We start from the raw sequence: 17,732 nt of genomic DNA on the forward strand, positions 1-17,732 counted from the left end.
ACCACGGCGACCTCGTACCGCGGACAGTCGATATCTGATATTCGAGCAATCCTACTACTGCGGGTGTTGATCGTACGGCGTGAATTTGTGGCCATCCGGGGCACAGGTACCGTCAGCGGTCAATCCCGATCCGTTTCCAGACCATGAGACGGCCAATAACTCCAGACGACTTCGTCCATCGTCTCCGAATCCCGCTCGATACCGGGGAGAGCATCGAACACGTCCGAGAGAAAGACTGTCCAATCGTCGCTCGAGTCGTACCCCGCTGGATAGTCGCCGTACACTCGTTCGACCAGCTCGGCCGCGGTTACCGTCTCCCGATCGAACAGAACCGCGAACGCGACTCGAGCCGCCGTTCGTTCGACGTCGCTCATCTCGATTTTCTCGATCCCGTGTCGAACGCTTCCGAACGACATGGGCCCCGGCTGGGGGTCGGGAACGTCGCGTCCGTCTACGTCATCGGGAGTTTCGACGACGGGTACATTCTCGTATCGCCACAGCATCTCGTCCAGATCTGGCGAATCGATCGATTCGGATCGCGGGGGTTCGACGAGCGAGAGCCCGCGGAGTCGTTTTTCGACGCAGTCTCCCCACCACCGCTTGGCCGTGTCGTAACCGGCGGGCGACTCGCTGTAACAACCGTCGATAAGTTCGACCGTCGTCGCGTCACCCCAGTACTGAAGGAACGAAAACGCCTTTCGGACGGCGTCCTCCCTGTCCGGAGGGAGCGAAAAGCCCTCAAGTGACGCCTCTACCGCCGCAGGGATATCGATACGGTCGTCGCGCTTTCCCACGGACGTCGCGCGAAGGACGCGGCGGCCATTATCGGTCAACTCGTATCGACCGCCGTCTCCCTGTCGAACCAGCGCGTTGTCGACCAGTTGCGATAAGCGCTCCTCAAGCGTCTCTCGAGAGGTCTCGAACGCGGCCTCGAGCGTGTCAGCGGTCAATTGTTCGTCCTCGAGCGTCTCGAGGATGGCCCGGCCGAACGAGTCGAGCGTGTTCGAACTCACGGTAGACTCGAGGACGACGACGTACTTAATTCGAACACGGAAATCCGACCAAGCTAGCGCGACAGTCACAGGTAGTAATAGAACTGTGGCTGTGTGGGAACTTCCGTATCGAATCGTACGAGTGCACTACGTTCGACTACGATGGCCCTCCGTGCCGATCCCATCCAAGCGGTGGGGTGGTCTGCGGTAGTCGGCACGGGTCTGCTCGGCACGGGTCTGCAGGGGTCGGCCGTAGTCTGCGCTCGGTCGTTAGGAGGAGAGTTCGTCGAACTTGTTGACGCCGACCTCCGCGACGTCCATGTCCTGTTCGACGGCACCGCCGCTGACGCCGATCGTGCCGACGATTTCGCCGTCTCGCATCAGCGGGTAGCCGCCACCGAAGATGACGATCCGGCCCTGGTTAGTGTTCTGAAGGCCGTACAGCGATTCACCCGGCTCGGACGGTTCGGCTAACTCGTGTGTGGGCATATCCAGCGACGCCGCGGTGAAGGCCTTGTTTCGCGAGATGTCGACCGAAGCGAGCCACGCATCGTCCATCCGGTGCTGAGCGATGAGGTTTCCTTCAGAGTTCGCGACGGTTATCACCATCGGGTTGTCGATCTCTTCTGCGCGCTGTTCGGCCGCGTCGATGACTTCCTTCGCCGTCTCGAGACTAATTGTGTCCACCATGCGAATTCTCCCCACACCGTAGAGGACCATAAAACAGCCCCGTGGTAGTCGTCACAGATAGTATCGCCAGGCTAACTTGACCGGCCTCGAGACCAACCGACCCTCGAGACGACCGGAATCGCTCGGACACGACCGAGTGTCAACAGAGAAGTGAATATCTGTCAGACATATCATACGAATGGTCGTGTTACAGATAGTAGGCATCGCCTCGAGCGAACCGTGCGAAGCGGAGACCGGGTTATGTTGCCGTTTTCGACCGTACGCGCAACGGACGAGCAGTTCTATCCCCCCAGCATCGGGATCTCGGCTAAAATCAATTCTCGAGCATCAGTAACGAGTTCCGGCGTCGAACGACGAACGGCGTGGGACCGATCGGTCGACAGGCCGGCAAGACCTCGACAGTGATGGCAGGTATCGAACACCTAGCCTGTCCTGTAGTACACGAATACTTCGAAAATGTTTATCAGCTGATTGCTGGAAGGTTGGCCTTGGAGTGATAACATGTCACAGACAAGCATGAGACCGGAAATGTCGACAGCGGACCGACGTGATCTGGCGCGCAACCTCGGCGTCGAAGAGACGGCCGAGACGCCGGTGACGTGGGACGGTCTCGCGACGACACTCAACACAAAGACCGATCCGGAGTTCGTCTCGAGAGGTCGGGAAATCAGAGACGCGTTTTCGGACAGCCTCGACGGCGAGTTGCTCCAGCGGGAGCGAAACGCTCTCGAGGACGAAATCGCTCGCCTCCCCGAAGTGCGTGCGGCGGGCGTTCCGGACGAACCCGAGGGCCTGTACGAGGCGGTCGCACAACCCGGGTGGCGACTCTACGATCACCTCGTCGAAACCGGATTTTTCGAGGGCATCGAAAAATTCCTGCCGAAGTTCACGCCCGAGCACGTGGAGTATACGGCTCGAGAGTTACTCCTCTCGACGTCGCTTTCGACGGGGCTCGACGAACTCGGGTTCGACGAGGAGGAGAAAACCGTTCTCCTTGCTTCGATCGTCAACACCAACGAGCGACTCGCTCGATGGGTACCGTCGAATCAAATCCCGAAGGACGTCGAGTTCGACACGGAGAACGTCCCGCCGTTGCACCAACGCACTTCGGGCGGAGCGCTCCTGTGGATCCGCGGATTGGATCGTCACCTGTGGCAGAACAGGGTGATAGTCACCGACAGCATCCTCGACGACGCAAACTGGCATACTGCTGCGATGCTCGGCGGACTGTACGTCACGGCGACCGCCGCGTGTGACATCGCCGCGCCCGACGACGAGAGGGAACTTTCCGACGGACAGTTACCCGCGGCACTCACTGCGGGAGCCGCGATCCAGATCGTCAGCCAGGAAGAGCTGATGAGAGACGTCTTCTACATCACGGACGACGTCCGCGCCGCAAGCAAACTTCGGTGATACCAATGGCACTACGCAACGACAGGGCCGTTCAGGCCGCACAAGATATCGAATTGAAAGAGATCGACGACGGGTATACACTGGTCGGCGGACCGGACGAATCGGTCACCGAGGACCACGACGCCGACCGCATCCCCGAGGAGGACATAACCCAGGAGATGCTCAGCGAGTCCGCTGAGAACCCTGAAGCGTGGTTGATGTACGGCGGCGGGTACAAACAACAGCGAAACACGACCGCCGACGTCATCACGCCGGACAACGTCGACGACCTCGAGCTCGAGTACGAGATGCAGGTCGGAACGGGCTCGAGCATGGAGGGAACGCCGATCGTGATTCCCGGCGATCCGCCGGTGATGTACCAGACGAACGGGCCGAACCACATCAAGGCAATCGACGCCAGGGAGGGCGAGGTCCTCTGGAGTTACACCTATGCGCCGCCGATCGACGTCCTGCTGTGTTGTGACGACAACAATCGAGGAGCCGCGGTTTACGGCGACAAGGTGTACATGACGACGCTCGACTCGGGCGTCGTCGCGCTGGACCGGTACACCGGCGAGGAGGAGTGGTACACCCAGACGGCCGATCACGAAGTCGGCTACTCCGCAACGTGGGCACCGGTCGTATACGACGAGACGGTCTACACCGGCAGCGCCGGCGGCGAATACGGCGTTCTCGGATTCCTTGCCGCACTGGACACCGAGAGCGGAGAGTCCGTCTGGCAGTCGGACACGCTCCCCGACGACGAGTGGATCGGAGCCAGTCGAGAACACGGCTGTGGAACGAGCTGGATGACGCCGACGATCGACGAGGAACGAGGGGTACTGTACTCACCGATCGGTAATCCCGGGCCCGACTTCGACGGGACGGTTCGACCGGGCCCGAACTTTCCCACCTGCGGAACGCTATCGATGGATCTCGAGTCCGGCGAGATCGAGTGGGGATACCAGGAGAGTCCACACGACGTCTGGGACTACGACTCGGCGGCCCCCCGCGTGCTGGTAAACGACCTTGAGGTAGACGGAGAGGAAACCGACGTCGTCCTCGGCTCCGGGAAGACCGGCTGGGTCTACATCTTGGACGCCGACGACGGGCACCTCTACGAACGCAGCGAGGAATGTAGCCAGCACATCAATATGTGGGAGATGATTCCGCACATCAGCGAAGACGAGCGGGTTCCGTTCGTTCCGGGGGCACCCGGCGGGAACGACTGGCAGCCGCCGTCCTACAGCCCGGAGACCGAACTCGCGTACTTCGTCCACCAGAACTTCCCGCAGGATCTGTACTGGCGGTTCGAGGAGTATACGGAGGGCGACCCCTACTGGGGCGGCGGTCTCGACGATCCGGCCGATGAGAACCCCGACGAGTGGAACGAGTCCATCACCGCCTTCGTCGCGGTCGACCCGACGACTGGAGAAGTCGTCTGGCGCGATTGGATCGAGAGCGAACAGTACATGTGGGGCGGTTCGATGGCGACATCGACCGGACTCGTCTTCAACGGCACCCAGAACGGAACGTTCGTCGCCTACGACGGCGAGTCCGGCGACCGGCTCTGGGAGTACGAGTTCGACGTTCCGATCAGCGCCTCGCCGATGAGCTGGTACGATCCCGACGAGGGGGCACAGTACGTCGCCGTTCAGGTCGGGGGTAGCGGCTGGCTCCGTCAGGGAGAACGCGGCGATACGCTCGCCGTGTTCTCGATGGATGAGTGAGAACAACCGAATTGACGAGAAATTACACAACCAATGACGAACGATAACTCACACGACCAACTGACGCGGCGAGGAGTACTGAAAGGAACGGCAGCGGCCGCAGGAACGGCGGCGATCACGGGAACCGCCGGGGCATATCGAGAGCATCTAAACGAGCCACTCCCGGCCGTACAAAACGATGTCGACGGGAGAACGTTCACGTTACTCGGAATCGTCAGCGGCTGGATCGGCGTCGCTCCCGCGGAGATCGACGGCCAGTCGGGCCCGACGCTCCGGTTACTGGAGGGCGAAGAACACGAAGTCATCTGGGTAAACGGCGACGGCTCCCACCACAACTTCGTCCTCGCCGACGACGAGGGCGACGCGCTGGAAGCGACGTCAATGCTCGATGAACAGGGCGAATTCGAGGAACTTACGTTCACCGCAGAATCGGAGATGGCGGAATACTACTGCGAACCACATCCCGTCCAGATGCGCGGCCCGATCGAAGTGGTCGATCCCGACGAGGTCCACGAACTGCACGTCCACGTCGAAGACAGTGACGGCGACCCGCTCGAGGCCGAGGTCTTCCTCGAGGACATGCACTCGTTCTCCGACATCGCGGCGCGGCCGGATCCGGACGCGGACTTCGAGCCGGCCAGAGCCCGTTTCGACATGCTCGAGGACGGCGACTACGAACTCGAGGTGTGGACGTACGGTCACGAACGGGTCACAGAGGAGGTGACGATCGACGGCGGTGACGAGGACGTTTCGATCGAATTGCCCGCGATCGAGACCGGCGATCCGGTCGAAACCTACTCGCTCACGCTTCAGGAAGGCGAATGGGTCGGCGAGGCACCCGACGAGATCGCAGACGAAACTAATCCCACGCTCGAGTTCGAGGCGGGCGAAACGTACGCCGTCGAATGGGAGAACGGAATCGGTCGGCTCGAGGACGAAGAGTGGGGAGAACCCCTTCCCGGCCACAACTTCGTCGTCGCCTCCGGCGGAGACACGAACGAGTGGAACACCTACGTTCGCTCGGAGTTTATCGACGAAGCGGGAGAAAATCAGACCGTCGAGTTCGTCGCCGAAGAGGAGATGGAGGTCTACCTCGACCAGTCACAACACGACGCGGTCGGCGACGTCGTCGTCGAGTAGTCGACGACTCGTCGACGCGTCCTGATCCCATCGTAGCGTGTGCAATTGCTCCGCTTTCGCGAGAGTCGACCATTGAGGTGCCGAAGTCGTTAGAGTGCCGAGATGGCCGTTGGACGTCGGGAATCGAGTTCTGAATGCCATTCGGCCGGGTTTCACTCTCCAGTGGTGTGATCCGTTCTGTTTGTATTCGCGGATCGTCGGCACTCGAAACGCCTCTCGATTTGCTTGTTGTCCTCGAGAATTTCGCCAGCTTACTTTCAATTGCGACGGTTCTGTGAACTCACCATTCGCCAAATAGCCATCGGTACCGAGTTATCGCCCGAAGACATCTCTGATTTTGTCGAATCGTTATACGTGATCAGCGAGGAGCTACTGATACACTGTATCTCGAGTGTCAATCTCCAGTACCCGAAGCTCGTTCTGGCCTTGGACCCAGTCGATAATTGCCCGTCGTTTCCCGATACGGAGTGAATACTCATCACATCCTTTGAGGGGCTTGAGATGGCGGTCGGGATTCTCTCCCGCCTCAGTCAACTTTGATCGTATTCGATCTTCGATGTCGTTTGGAAGAGATTGCAACTCCTTGTGCACATCAGGGTGCAACAACACCGTCGGCATATATCGCTACAATTCCTCCCAGTTGTCAGAGTCCTTTCTCGAGTCAACAGTTTCGGAAGTGGATGAATCCAGTTCAGGGGCGACCTCTGCCCACCATCCTACAGCTCTCGCACCGAGTTTTTTTCGGCTCACGAGTCCGTTCTCATCCATTTCCCCCAGCCGATTTCGGACTCCCTCGGGAGTGATTTGCTTTCCAAACCGCCGGAGACCGTCAGCGACTTCCGGCGCTGTGAGAACCGGGTCATCCTCGTAGTCGAACACTTTGAGGATGTCCTGCTCGGAAACGGATTCCTCAAATCGGCCCGCGTCGTCACGTCCTTGACTCATATTCCTACTGACGTAGTGGTTTCACATAACCGTTTGGTTCGTGCAAACCGGAGTGGTTGGACAGTAACAGGGATCCGTTCATCTCTTTAACTATCCACCGTATAGGCATCGTCGCCCGATTGCAAACGAAAGAGTAAATTAAGCGATTAGTTGCAGTCGAACGTTACGGCACAAGGAGTTGTCGTTCGTCCGCATCAATGCCCCCAATCAGGACGCTCTCGAGGCGGGGCGAGAACGCCGATACCGACGGCTGGCTCCTCCTCCCTGTTCTCGGTACCGTGGGGTTCCCCGCTTTGGAATCGATAACAATCACCTGTCGAGAGCGGAACCTCCTCCCCGTCGATCAGAGCGATCAGCGAGCCGCTGAGGACGTACCCAATCTGTTCGTTGTCGTGACGGTGGACCGGCAGCGTCGCCCCGGGTTCGATCCGCCAGTATTTCATGCACGCCCGTTTGCCGGTGGCGAGGTCGGCGAGGTAGACTCCGTCGGCATGCTCCTCGAACTCGACCTGCGCACTGTTGACATTCTCCATGGTCACTCGCGATACACTGCCCACGAAGCCACGCATAAACATTCCGGTGATACGTTTATACCATGCTTCGTGGAAGGCAGTTCCCATGGCTCGTGGTGACACACTACGACTGTTCCACCTCCCGTTCTCGTTCGCGTTGCCACAGAAGGTGGCGAGCGAGCGGGGGTACTACGAAGCGGAAGGGCTGACAGTCGAGCTAGTCGAACGCGATCGGCGCACCGTCGACGTCAAGTACATCCCCGCGGACGAAACGCTGACCGGCGACCACGATGTCGACATCTACCCGGTGTGCAAGTGGGAGAGCCTCCGACGGACGTGGCGCATGGACGACGGCCGCGTCGTTGCGAAGGGGACGTTCGCCGACCAGCCGTACACGGTGTTCGTGCGACCGGACGCGGGAATCGAGTCGCCCGCGGATCTCGCGAACGCCGAGGTGGCCGTCAACCGCCGGACCGGCCAGGAGTACACTGCGATGAGGGCGCTCGAGGAGCACGTCGATCCCGACGAAATTACGCTCGTCCACCGCGGAATGCCCACCGATCGACTCCGCGCATTGCGCGAGGGAGACGTCGACGCCGTGACGCTCATCGAACCCCAGAGTACCCTCGCCACTCACCTCGGTTTCGAGCGACTCCTCGAGTTCGAGAACCACGTGGGAATCGTCGCTTCCGACGCCGTCGGCCGCGAGACGCTCGAATCCTTCGTCGTCGCCTACGGCCGCGCCGCGCGGGCGATCAACGCCGAACCAGAGGCCTTCCGCGAGGAGTACCTCGAGATGCTCGAGAAGGACCGCCGCGTCGCGCCCGACCTGTTCGAGGACATCGACGTGAAAGAACTCGAGCGAAGCGTGTCGGTCCCTCGATACGACCCGCCGGAGCTCGCCGATCGCGACGAACTCACGGCCCACCTCGAGTGGATGAAAGACCGAGACCTAATCGACGAGGCGGCGGAGATCGACGCCATTGTCGGCCCAGTGGGGGAAACCGATGCCTGACGGAACGATAGATGTCGAGGGCCAACAGGCCGAGTTCGACGCCCACCATGACGACCCGGGCGATCGACCGATCCTGCGAGCACGATTCGAACACAACGGGAGCCCTCGGTACCTGCTCTACGCGATCAAACGCCTCGAGCTCGATCACGATCACGGGTTCCACCTCGACGTCAGGCTCGTCTCCGACGAACTCGAGGGCGGCGTCGAAACCGTCGAGGCGAAACTACAGGAGGGTGAGGCGGACCTCATCGACATCGATTACATTTCGACCGCCCGCGAGCGCGCCGAGGGCGCGTCCATCGTCGCCTTCCATCCTTACGGCCGGACTGTCGGCGGGCTCGTCGCGCCGACGGATTCGTCGATCAAGGGGCTCGAGGACATCCGAGATCGACGAATCGGCGTGGTGCGTCGACTCGACAAAAACTGGATCCTCGTCCGCGCCGCGTGCCGGGAGTACCACGACTTCGATCCCGACGAGGAGGCGACACCCGTGGAGTCGGGCTCGAAGGTCGAACTCACTCGGATGCTCGCCGACGGCGAGGTCGACGCGATCTGCCAGTTCTGGCAGATCGTCCCCGAGATCACCCGGAGCGAGGACTACCGCGAGGTCCTCCCGATGTCGCGGCTCGTCCAGAAGCTGTCGGGGACGGAAAACAAACTCCCGATATCGACGTTCCTGACGAGCGAGGAGTTCTTCTCGGAGGAGAGGGAGGCGATTCGCGCGTTTACGGGTGCCTATCGTGAGGCCGTCGAGCGGTTGCAAACCGACGACGACCTCTGGGTCGAGATCCGCGAACGGCTGATGTACGAGGACGATCCCGCCGTCGGACGCGCGATTCGCGACGGCTGGCGGGACATGGTCGTCGCCGACTGGAACGAGGAGACGGTCGACGGAATGGAACGGCTGTTCGGCCACCTCCTCGAGGTTGCGGGGGCGGACGCACTCGGCGTCGATCACATCCCCGAGGGGACGTTTCAGGTAGATCTTCAGGAGGATCTCATATGACGTCGATCACGTTCCAACTCAACTGGGAACCCAACGGATTTCAGGCTCCGTACTTCCTCGCGCGCGAGCGAGGGTTCTACGAGGCCGAAGGGCTCGAGGTGGCGTTCGTCGAGGGCCACGGCTCCCCCTACGCGGCCGAGCAGGCCGCCCGCAACGAGACCACTGTCGGACTCGCCGGGGCCAGCGCCGTGCTCTCGGTGCGGAGCCAGGGGTTCGAGCCGCTGGCCGTCGCGGCGGTCACGGGAAAGACCCCGGCGGCGGTTTACACCCTTCGGGACGTTTTCGGCGAACCCCTCGAGCGCCCCGAGCAACTCGCCGGACGCACCGTCGCGCCGTCGGCGACGAAGACGCGCATCCTCGCGGCCCAACTGCTCGAGGACGCGGGGATCCGCGACGAGGTCGATCTCCCCGACGTCGATCCGCGGACCCACCACCGCGTGGAACACCGGCTGCTCAAGGGGGAGATAGATGCCGCCGTCGGCGTCGTCACCAACGGGCTCGAACTCGAGCGCGAGCACGACCGCACCGCCGACGAACTCCTCATCGGAGACTGGCTACCGGTCTACGGCATGACGCTCGTCACGAGTCCGCCGTTCGCGGCGGACGAGCCCGAAACGATACGCGCGTTCCTGCGCGCTACTGCACGCGGATGGGCCGCGGCGACGACCGATCCGGCGGCGGCGATCGACGCGCTAGTGTCGCGAAACGCCACCCTCGAGCGGCGTCGGGAGATCGAACGCGAGAAGTTTGAAACCGCGTCGCGATCGCTCCAGTTGACCGATCAGCTTCGAACGACCGGCTGGGGAACCCACGATCCCGAGCGATGGCATCGACTCGAAGCCGCCCTGGCGGAGACCGACCTGCTCGAGGGGCCGGTGGAGCCGGACGACGCGTGGACGAACGAGTACCTTGACTCGGACGCGACGGTGCTTACCGAGTACGCCGACCGAATCTCGGGTGACGCCTAATCGTGCGCGCGGTCGATCACATCAACGTCGACGTCGACGACCTCGAGGCGTGTTATGCTTTCTACCGCGACGAACTCGGACTCGCGGTAAAGCGCCCGCCATCCGATTTTCAGGGCGAGCACGCGATGTTCGAGGCGGGCGAGACGGTGGTAACACTCGTGGAGACGGGACGGGCCGACGGCTGGGAGCCGAAGGACCTCGAGCATCCGCTAGATAAGGCCCACCTCGCGTTCGAGACCCCGCGGGCGGACTACGACGACCTCGTCGACGTCCTCGACGGTCAGTTTCCCAACCAGGGACCGTACGACTGGGACGACTTCGAGGGGTTCTACTTCCTCGATCCGGACGGCAATCTCCTCGAGATCATCACGTACGACCCGCCCGCCGGCGAGCGCGAGCGCGCCCTGCTGACCCACGACGATGTCGAGTGACTGCTCGAAAGCTCGTAACGGACGGCAGCGAGAACGGTTGGCGACAGGGACTGCTGACGGCAAGAACAGTTGACGGCAGGAACGGCTGAGGACAGAATAACTAACGACAGGACCGACGGGGCGACCGAGAATCGGCGTTGGAACCTGTCTCCGTTCGAGACTGTCGACGAAAGGCGGCCGGTCATTTAGTACTGCACGCCTCGTGGTATGAAGTACCACATGAACCGTACCGAGACAATTCCCGTAACGGTCGTCAGTGGCTACCTCGGTGCCGGAAAAACGACGCTGGTCAATCGCATGTTGTCGAATCCGGGGGGACGACAAATTGCGGTGATCGTCAACGATGTCGGAGAGGTGAACGTCGACGCGGAGCTAATCGCTCGAGCTAACGAGGACGACGGGATTATCGAACTCACGAACGGCTGTATCTGCTGTCGGTTGCAAGGCGACCTCCGCGACGAAGCGACGCGCCTGGCCGAGAATCGTGAGATCGACGCCCTGGTGATCGAGTCCTCGGGGATCAGCGAGCCGATTCCGGTCGCTCGAGTGTTCGCCGAGGGAGGTAATACCGACTCGAGCGATCCGTCCAACTTGAGCGCTCAACCCGACCCGTTCAAGCTCGACACGATGGTGACGGTGCTCGACACCTACGGCTTCTGGAAGGAGTTCGACGCCGAGGATCGGCTCTCGGAGGAAGCCGCGTCGACGCGAGAGCGCCCGCTGAGTGAGGTGTTCGTCGAGGGGATCGAGTTCTGCGACGTCCTGTTGCTCAACAAGGCCGATATGTTGCCCGACGACACGCTCGAGGAACTCGAGGCGGTCGTCGAGGAACTACAGCCGCGAGCCGAGCGGGTGCGGACGACCTACTGCGATATCGACCCGGAGCTTGTGCTCGAGACTGATCGGTTCGACTTCGAGGAGGCAAAGCGATCGCAGGGGTGGAAGCGCCACCTTCGCAAAGCGGGCCGCGACCCCGATCACGACAGCCAATCCGATCACGAGCGTTCACACAGCCACGACCATGAGGAGCACGGACACCAGCAGGACGACGACCACCAACACGACCACGTGACCCCGAGCGCCGCCGAAAGACACGGGATCTCGACGTTCGTCTTCCGATCCGATCGCCCGTTTCACCCGGAACGGCTGGCAGCGTGGCTCGAGGAATGGGACGGCGCAATCGTTCGCGCCAAGGGCGTCTGTTTCGTCGCCGGGTACGAGGAGGTCATCGGCGTGAGTCAGGCGGGTCCGTCCGTCCAGGCGGGTCCGCTCGGCAACTGGCGACCCGACGACGAACGCCGAACGCAACTGGTGTTCATCGGTCGGGAGATGAACGAGGCACGGATCCGCGAGGAACTCGAGGACTGCTTGCTCGAGGACGCGGCGAAATTCGATGCGGCGGACGGGGCGGAGTCGGATGCGCCAGACACGGCGGAATCGAACGCGGATATCGTTCCTGATCCGTTCCCGCTCGAGTGAGAAAGTGTGTTCGGACAGCTACTCGAGTTCCTCGCTGAGTTCCGCCCAAGATTCGTGAAAGCCGTGAGTCGACTCGGATTCGACCTGACCGTAGCGTCCGTCTTGGTACACGTCGTCGTACTCGAGTAGCTGCGTCCAGCCATCGTGGTAGGAGTAGCTACAGTACTTGCACATACGTTCGGATACGGTTGTCATCGACATACGGTTTTCTCCGCCGGCGTGGACGGCCCGTCGAACAGGGCACAAGCACTACGGAGACGGTACGATGGAACGAACGTCAGTGATCGTTGGCCGAACAAAGGTCGTCGGATGGACGAAAGAGTCATGCCGTACGAGCGCTCGACGACGAGCATGGATCGAACGGGCGGGTACGTCCACAGCGGAGACGACACGGTCGAACGGGAGTGCGACCACTGTGAGTGGGACGCGGTCGCGGAATCGTACCCGACACTGATCAAGCGGTACCAGAACCACCTTCGTGAGAACCATCCGATGGTGTGGATGCGTAGCTAAGGATGGAGGCGTTAGTCAGCCGCGTTTCGCCTCGAGCCGGTTGGTTCGGGAACGACGTTTAGAGACCGTCAACGAGCCGGTTACGGCTCGAGCAGAACCTTGATGACGCCTTCCTCTCGGTCGTCGAATCGTTCGTACATCTCCGGTGCGCGATCCAGGTCGACTCGGTGGGAGACGACCCAGCTGGGATCGGCGCGACCCTCGATGATCATGTCCCGGAGCTGGCGGTTGTACTCCTTGACGTTACACTGGCCGGTACCGAACTTGTGGCCCTTCTCGAAGAGCTTCCCGAAGTCGATGCCGAGTCGGCCCTGAGCAGCCATTTCGTCGGGTGCGCCGGGGTCCGACGGGACGTACAGCCCGGGAACGCCGATTTCGCCGGTTGGGCGCACGGTCTGGATGAGCTGGTTGAGCACGATCGCGGGGTTCTCTCGAGCCGGATCGTAGGCGTCGTCGCCTGGATCCGTCTCGGGATCGATCGCCTGGTAGCCGACTGCGTCGACACCCTTGTCGACCTCGTCGCCGTGTGCGTCGACGATCTGGTCGACGGGATCGTCTTCCTCGAAGTTGATCCCCTGAGCGTCGCAGTGGTCTTCGGCCATCTCGAGGCGACTCTCCACGCGGTCGACGACGTAGATCTCGGCAGCGCCCTTGATCTTGGCACTGTAGGCGGCCATCAGCCCCACTGGGCCGGCCCCGAAGATGGCGATCGATTCGCCGGGCTGGAGGTTCGCGAGTTCGGTACCGTGCCACCCCGTCGGGAAGATGTCAGCGAGGAGCGCGAACGCGTCCTCGTGTTCGTCGCCCTCCGATAATTTTAACGCGTTAAAGTCGGCGAACGGTACTCGAAGCTTTTCGGCTTGCCCGCCCTTGTACGGCCCCATCGCGACGTATCCGTACGCACCCCCCGCGAAGCCGGGGTTGACGTTCGTACAGAAGCCGGTATAGCCGTTCTCACAGTTCCGACAGAACCCGCAGGCGACGTTGAACGGCATCACGACCCGATCGCCCACCTCGAGAGTCGTGACGGCGTCGCCGACTTCGGTTACGAGCCCCATGTTCTCGTGGCCGAAGACGATCCCCGGTTCGGCACCGGTTCGACCCTCGTACATGTGGAGGTCCGACCCGCAGATACACGTCGTCGTGATGTCGACGATGACATCGTTTCCGTGTTCGATTTCGGGCTCGTCGACTTCTTCGACGGCGACCTCGTGCGGTTCCTGATAGACGACAGCGTTCATTGACATTTGGTATCAAGCCTCAAGGAACTGACCACCCTCGTGTTTGTAAACATTGTTGTGATTACAGGTGTGGCAGTTATGAAAAATCAACCAGTAATTATTACAGACGATAGGAGAGTCGTCTCGAGGACGATACTGAGAGAGTGCACAATCAACTCGGGTCCCTTCGAACGGCCACGGCAAGTGGCGATCGTCCTATAGTCGATCCGACGAGAGCCGCCACAACACCCGGTAGATCGTCCCAAATCGACCTCGTGCCGGGCGGCTACCCGCCGACAGGCCGCGAGGGACGCGATGTACACCTCGGCGGTGACCGAACCTGGATACGGCCCCTCGAGCCCGCTACGGGGCCCGTTCGGCGTGATCCTCTACCGACTCGTGAACCGCTTTCTTACTCCCGTCGAACGCCGCTGGTCGCGTACCGCCCGACGGTTACGATCCCATCGGGAATCATCACCGAAACCGGCCGGCCGGAACCAGCGGGTTTCGGGTTTATACTCCATACCGTGCTAGAGAACATCGGTCACGTATGCGTCTCCCTCTCGAGGCGATCTCGAGCGTTCGAAACCCCCGACACACGGGCGAGAATCGATGTCTCCCGTGTACGGTCGTAAACCTCCTGATCGCGGCCCTCCTCGCAACCGCGATCGGATCAATTGCCACGATAGCGGCCGGTGTCGTCGCGTTCACGGCGTTCGTTACCGTAATCGTGCTCCGCGGCTATCTCGTCCCCGGAACGCCGACGCTCACCAGGGAATACCTTCCAGCCCCAGTTCTCTCCTTGTTCGGGAAGCGTTCAACCGATCGATCTATCGGGACTGCTGAAATCGACTGGGACACGCTGGCTGCCGCCGGGCTCCTTGAAAATCAAGGCGCGGAAGGTCTTCGCCTCCGTGCCGACGTCCGGGAACAGCTGTATTTGGAGGCCAGACGCTACCGGCGCTCGCCGCCGTCCGACGGGGAAATCGCCGCGATGGTCGACGGAGACGTTCGAAGACTGGACGACCTCGCCGTCACGGTCGACGGCTCACGCCGCCTCCGGTGGCCCTCCGTGCCTGCACTCGCGGCTGACGTCGCCGCTGCCGACTGTATTAGCGAACTGGTAACCGACTGGAAGACGCTCGAGGCCGGGGACCGGCGTGACCTGCTCGAACGCGTTCGGCTGCTCCTCGAGCGCTGTCCGACGTGTGGCGGAGCCGTCGAGCGAACCGTCGAGCGCGACGAGCACTGTTGCCAACGGCCTACAACCGTCGTGACGGCCGTCTGTAGCGAGTGTAGAGCACCCATCGTGGAACGCGTCGTTTCCGATTCGAAGTCGGAACTAACCGAGAACCTATAGCGAGATACTATTTATAGACAGAGCGGGCGCAAAATAGAGGAGCCAGACAGGAAGCTCACAACGGGTATGGCCGAATAATCAGTTCTCGTCTCGTTCGCGCTCCGAGAGGATTTCGTCGATGAGCCCGTCCGTATCGGCGGCCGCGAGTCGGAACGCCGCGTCGTAGAACTCTCGACCCGTCAAGTTACGCACGTCGTGTTCGGTTCGCAACTGTGCGTCGACCAGCGCTTGTGCGTCCTCGAGGTCGTCTACCGTCTCCGGTCTGACGTAGACGGTCTTCTTCGTCGTATCGTCGAACGGAAACGCGGTCGGATCCGGTTCCGGTTCCGGTTCCTCGTCCATTTCGTCTTCCTCGTGCTCGAGTTCGACCCCACCGTCGTCGGCACCCGAATCGGTCGACTCCCGGTCGCCCGCCGATTCGGTCTCCGGCGTTTCATCCTCGACAGCGTCGCCCAATCCGGCGAAGCGATTATCCTCAGGCATCGACAACACCTCCCCGTTCGACGACGCCGGCGAGCGCATCCAATCGCTCGAGCATGTCACTCTCCGGGTCGTACTCCGCGAGTGGCTCACCCTCACGCCACGCGCGACGGAACGCGATTCGTTCGCGAAGGCCGGGCCCCGGTGAATCCGGATCGTCGAAGTGATCGGTTCGGGCGAATTCCGGCAGGTACTCGCCGAATTCGGACTCCTCCAAGTTGCCGATGATACGCTTTTCTTCGTTGTCTCCCGAGAGCGCGTTCGGAACGATCGCCATGATATCGAGATCGATCTCCTTTCTGATTGGGGTGATCTGTTGGGTGTACATCCGCTCGAACCCGCTGACGCTGGGTTCGCTCATCCGAAGCGGAACGATGACGTTCTGCGTGGAAATGAGCGACGCATCTGCGAGGGGACCGAGATTCGGCGGCGAGTCGACGACGACGTAATCGTACGTGTCCTCGAGGACCGGATCGATGATCTCGTTTCTGATCCAAAGTTCCCCGAACGTGGCGCTTCGAATGCTGTTTTCGACGCTATCTAAGTCCTCGTTTGCGGGAAGTACGTCAAACGAATTCGCCTCCCGAATGACGTCCCCGAGCGTCGTGTCGGAGCTATCCTCAAGCACGTGTCCGATGTGGACATCGTTTTGATAGGCATCGGCGAGTCCGACGCCTTCCGTCGCGTTCCCTTGCTGATCGAGGTCGACCAATAGGACATCGTTCGATCGGTTAGCGAGTCGTTCCGCGAGATTAATCGCGACCGTCGTCTTGCCGACGCCGCCTTTCTGAAGCGCGACGCTTACGGCACGTGAATTACTCATGTCGTTGAACACCTCGTTCGCCGTCTCCACCGTCGGAACCGTTCGAACAGCTCGCACTGTGTGGACAATTTAAATCGCGCACACATCTCGAGAAGTCTGCAATGTTCACACTGTGTAGAATGTGAGGGCAGTTTAGAAGGGGAAAGAAGTGATCCGTTCTCGAATCGCGAAAAACTCCGAGGCTACTCGAGGGATTCCGACGGCGCACGAATCGTCTGTCCCCGGCTGTAGTCGACGGCAGTATGCACCGCTCGAGCGATTCGAACAGTTCAAAGCGCATACACCGTGTGGACATTGTAGACAGTCCATTTATTCGAGACGAGAAACTGAACGCGAGCACAACCCAGAGAATAGCCTGAGCGGCGGGCGTACGTGCCTTCGACCGTCGGCGATGTTTACACAGTGTGAACATTGTGGAACGTTTCTCGAACGTCAGCGCGAACGAATCCGGTGGAGACGTCGAATGACAGCGAAATCGTCACAGTGAGATGACTTAACACTATCGGAAACAGTCTAAACAGTATGCAGTGTTTTAGATGTTTACACATTCTACACTGTTCAAACAGTGTCCATTCGCCTAATCGGAGAGACACGAGCCACAATCCGAGCACAACGGAACGAACAGGAGAAATCGAGGTCGACGAACGCTAACTCTGTTCGAAACGCAAAACCGTTCCGAGCATCGAAGACATTCTAAACAGTGTGAACAGTCTACAATGTGCAAACAAAGTATACCGTCTATGCGTTCCACACAGCGTCCGCGGTTCAAACTCGCAAATCCCACCACAGCCGATGAGCTACCAACAGAATAGACGGTAACAGGGACATCAGAGAACGTTCAGAAGTTGTAGACTTCGCATACATCGTAGTCATCCCATGCAGTTTGGATGTCGCATGCAATGTAGACGGCACACAACGTGTAGGTGACACACACACAGTGTAAGCGATGTACAGAGTGTAGGCAGTACACACAGTGAAGACGGTACACACAGTGAAGATTGTGTACACGTCCTACACCGTCTGAGAAGTCTTAGAA

The 17,732-nt window shown here is 60.7% G+C and carries 18 protein-coding genes; 10 read left to right on the plus strand and 8 right to left on the minus strand.

All coding sequences use genetic code 11. The annotated features are described in order from the left end of the window. Positions 1-119: 119 nt before the first annotated feature. Both ACYQ14_RS00350 and ACYQ14_RS00355 read right to left on the minus strand, forming a co-directional pair. Positions 120-1,013, minus strand: a complete 894-nt coding sequence (locus tag ACYQ14_RS00350) for a hypothetical protein (protein WP_459883659.1) — start codon at positions 1,011-1,013, stop codon at positions 120-122. 249 nt (positions 1,014-1,262) lie between these two features. Then, positions 1,263-1,682, minus strand: coding sequence for a GlcG/HbpS family heme-binding protein (locus tag ACYQ14_RS00355; RefSeq protein ID WP_459883661.1), 420 nt, complete (start codon positions 1,680-1,682; stop codon positions 1,263-1,265). 501 nt (positions 1,683-2,183) lie between these two features. Between ACYQ14_RS00355 and ACYQ14_RS00360 the strand changes: the two genes are divergently transcribed. Genes ACYQ14_RS00360 through ACYQ14_RS00370 form a run of 3 tightly spaced genes read left to right on the plus strand, consistent with a single transcriptional unit; the run spans position 2,184 to position 5,944 of the window. Further along, positions 2,184-3,095 (plus strand): hypothetical protein, encoded by a 912-nt coding sequence (locus ACYQ14_RS00360; protein WP_459883664.1) that lies wholly within the window; start codon positions 2,184-2,186, stop codon positions 3,093-3,095. A gap of 5 nt (positions 3,096-3,100) precedes the next feature. Then, positions 3,101-4,804 (plus strand): pyrroloquinoline quinone-dependent dehydrogenase, encoded by a 1,704-nt coding sequence (locus tag ACYQ14_RS00365; protein WP_459883666.1) that lies wholly within the window; start codon positions 3,101-3,103, stop codon positions 4,802-4,804. Positions 4,805-4,837: 33 nt separating this feature from the next. Then, positions 4,838-5,944 (plus strand): cupredoxin domain-containing protein, encoded by a 1,107-nt coding sequence (locus tag ACYQ14_RS00370; RefSeq protein WP_459883668.1) that lies wholly within the window; start codon positions 4,838-4,840, stop codon positions 5,942-5,944. Between the two features lie 624 nt (positions 5,945-6,568). Here ACYQ14_RS00370 and ACYQ14_RS00375 read toward each other — a convergent pair. Then, positions 6,569-6,889 (minus strand): winged-helix domain-containing protein, encoded by a 321-nt coding sequence (locus tag ACYQ14_RS00375; RefSeq protein ID WP_459883670.1) that lies wholly within the window; start codon positions 6,887-6,889, stop codon positions 6,569-6,571. Between the two features lie 194 nt (positions 6,890-7,083). Next, positions 7,084-7,422 carry a cupin domain-containing protein gene (locus tag ACYQ14_RS00380; RefSeq protein ID WP_459884172.1) on the minus strand — a complete coding sequence of 113 codons (339 nt, stop codon included), beginning with the start codon at positions 7,420-7,422 and terminating at the stop codon, positions 7,084-7,086. Positions 7,423-7,507: 85 nt separating this feature from the next. Between ACYQ14_RS00380 and ACYQ14_RS00385 the strand changes: the two genes are divergently transcribed. The 5 genes from ACYQ14_RS00385 (at position 7,508) to ACYQ14_RS00405 (ending at position 12,300) form a co-directional block, all read left to right on the plus strand. Continuing rightward, positions 7,508-8,416: an ABC transporter substrate-binding protein gene (locus tag ACYQ14_RS00385; protein ID WP_459883673.1), complete on the plus strand. Its 909-nt coding sequence runs from the start codon at positions 7,508-7,510 to the stop codon at positions 8,414-8,416. Next, complete coding sequence (locus tag ACYQ14_RS00390) at positions 8,409-9,422, plus strand: ABC transporter substrate-binding protein (protein ID WP_459883675.1); 1,014 nt, start codon at positions 8,409-8,411, stop codon at positions 9,420-9,422. Before ACYQ14_RS00385 ends, ACYQ14_RS00390 begins: the two co-directional genes overlap by 8 nt. Continuing rightward, complete coding sequence (locus ACYQ14_RS00395; RefSeq protein WP_459883678.1) at positions 9,419-10,390, plus strand: ABC transporter substrate-binding protein; 972 nt, start codon at positions 9,419-9,421, stop codon at positions 10,388-10,390. The genes ACYQ14_RS00390 and ACYQ14_RS00395 overlap by 4 nt, the downstream gene beginning before the upstream one ends. A 2-nt stretch (positions 10,391-10,392) precedes the next feature. Then, positions 10,393-10,821, plus strand: coding sequence for a VOC family protein (locus ACYQ14_RS00400; RefSeq protein WP_459883680.1), 429 nt, complete (start codon positions 10,393-10,395; stop codon positions 10,819-10,821). 219 nt (positions 10,822-11,040) lie between these two features. Then, entirely contained in the window at positions 11,041-12,300 is a 1,260-nt protein-coding gene (locus tag ACYQ14_RS00405; protein ID WP_459883683.1) for a CobW family GTP-binding protein, read from the plus strand. Positions 12,301-12,318: 18 nt separating this feature from the next. On the opposite strand, the gene ACYQ14_RS00410 is transcribed toward ACYQ14_RS00405, so the two are convergent. Further along, entirely contained in the window at positions 12,319-12,474 is a 156-nt protein-coding gene (locus tag ACYQ14_RS00410; RefSeq protein WP_459883685.1) for a hypothetical protein, read from the minus strand. Between the two features lie 135 nt (positions 12,475-12,609). Between ACYQ14_RS00410 and ACYQ14_RS00415 the strand changes: the two genes are divergently transcribed. Next, positions 12,610-12,813 (plus strand): hypothetical protein, encoded by a 204-nt coding sequence (locus tag ACYQ14_RS00415; RefSeq protein WP_283838408.1) that lies wholly within the window; start codon positions 12,610-12,612, stop codon positions 12,811-12,813. A gap of 80 nt (positions 12,814-12,893) precedes the next feature. Here the strand turns inward: ACYQ14_RS00415 and ACYQ14_RS00420 are convergent, their stop codons facing one another. Continuing rightward, positions 12,894-14,054, minus strand: coding sequence for a glutathione-independent formaldehyde dehydrogenase (locus ACYQ14_RS00420; protein ID WP_459884174.1), 1,161 nt, complete (start codon positions 14,052-14,054; stop codon positions 12,894-12,896). Between the two features lie 529 nt (positions 14,055-14,583). Between ACYQ14_RS00420 and ACYQ14_RS00425 the strand changes: the two genes are divergently transcribed. Next, entirely contained in the window at positions 14,584-15,393 is an 810-nt protein-coding gene (locus ACYQ14_RS00425) for a DUF8054 domain-containing protein (protein WP_459883687.1), read from the plus strand. Between the two features lie 78 nt (positions 15,394-15,471). Here ACYQ14_RS00425 and ACYQ14_RS00430 read toward each other — a convergent pair whose 3' ends face one another. Then, the gene (locus tag ACYQ14_RS00430; protein WP_459883690.1) at positions 15,472-15,876 is read right to left on the minus strand and encodes a DUF7970 domain-containing protein; all 405 of its coding nucleotides are present in this window, start codon (positions 15,874-15,876) and stop codon (positions 15,472-15,474) included. Continuing rightward, complete coding sequence (locus tag ACYQ14_RS00435; protein WP_459883693.1) at positions 15,869-16,696, minus strand: ParA family protein; 828 nt, start codon at positions 16,694-16,696, stop codon at positions 15,869-15,871. Before ACYQ14_RS00435 ends, ACYQ14_RS00430 begins: the two co-directional genes overlap by 8 nt. Positions 16,697-17,732: the final 1,036 nt, after the last annotated feature.

It is taken from the genome of Halostagnicola bangensis (assembly GCF_054653435.1).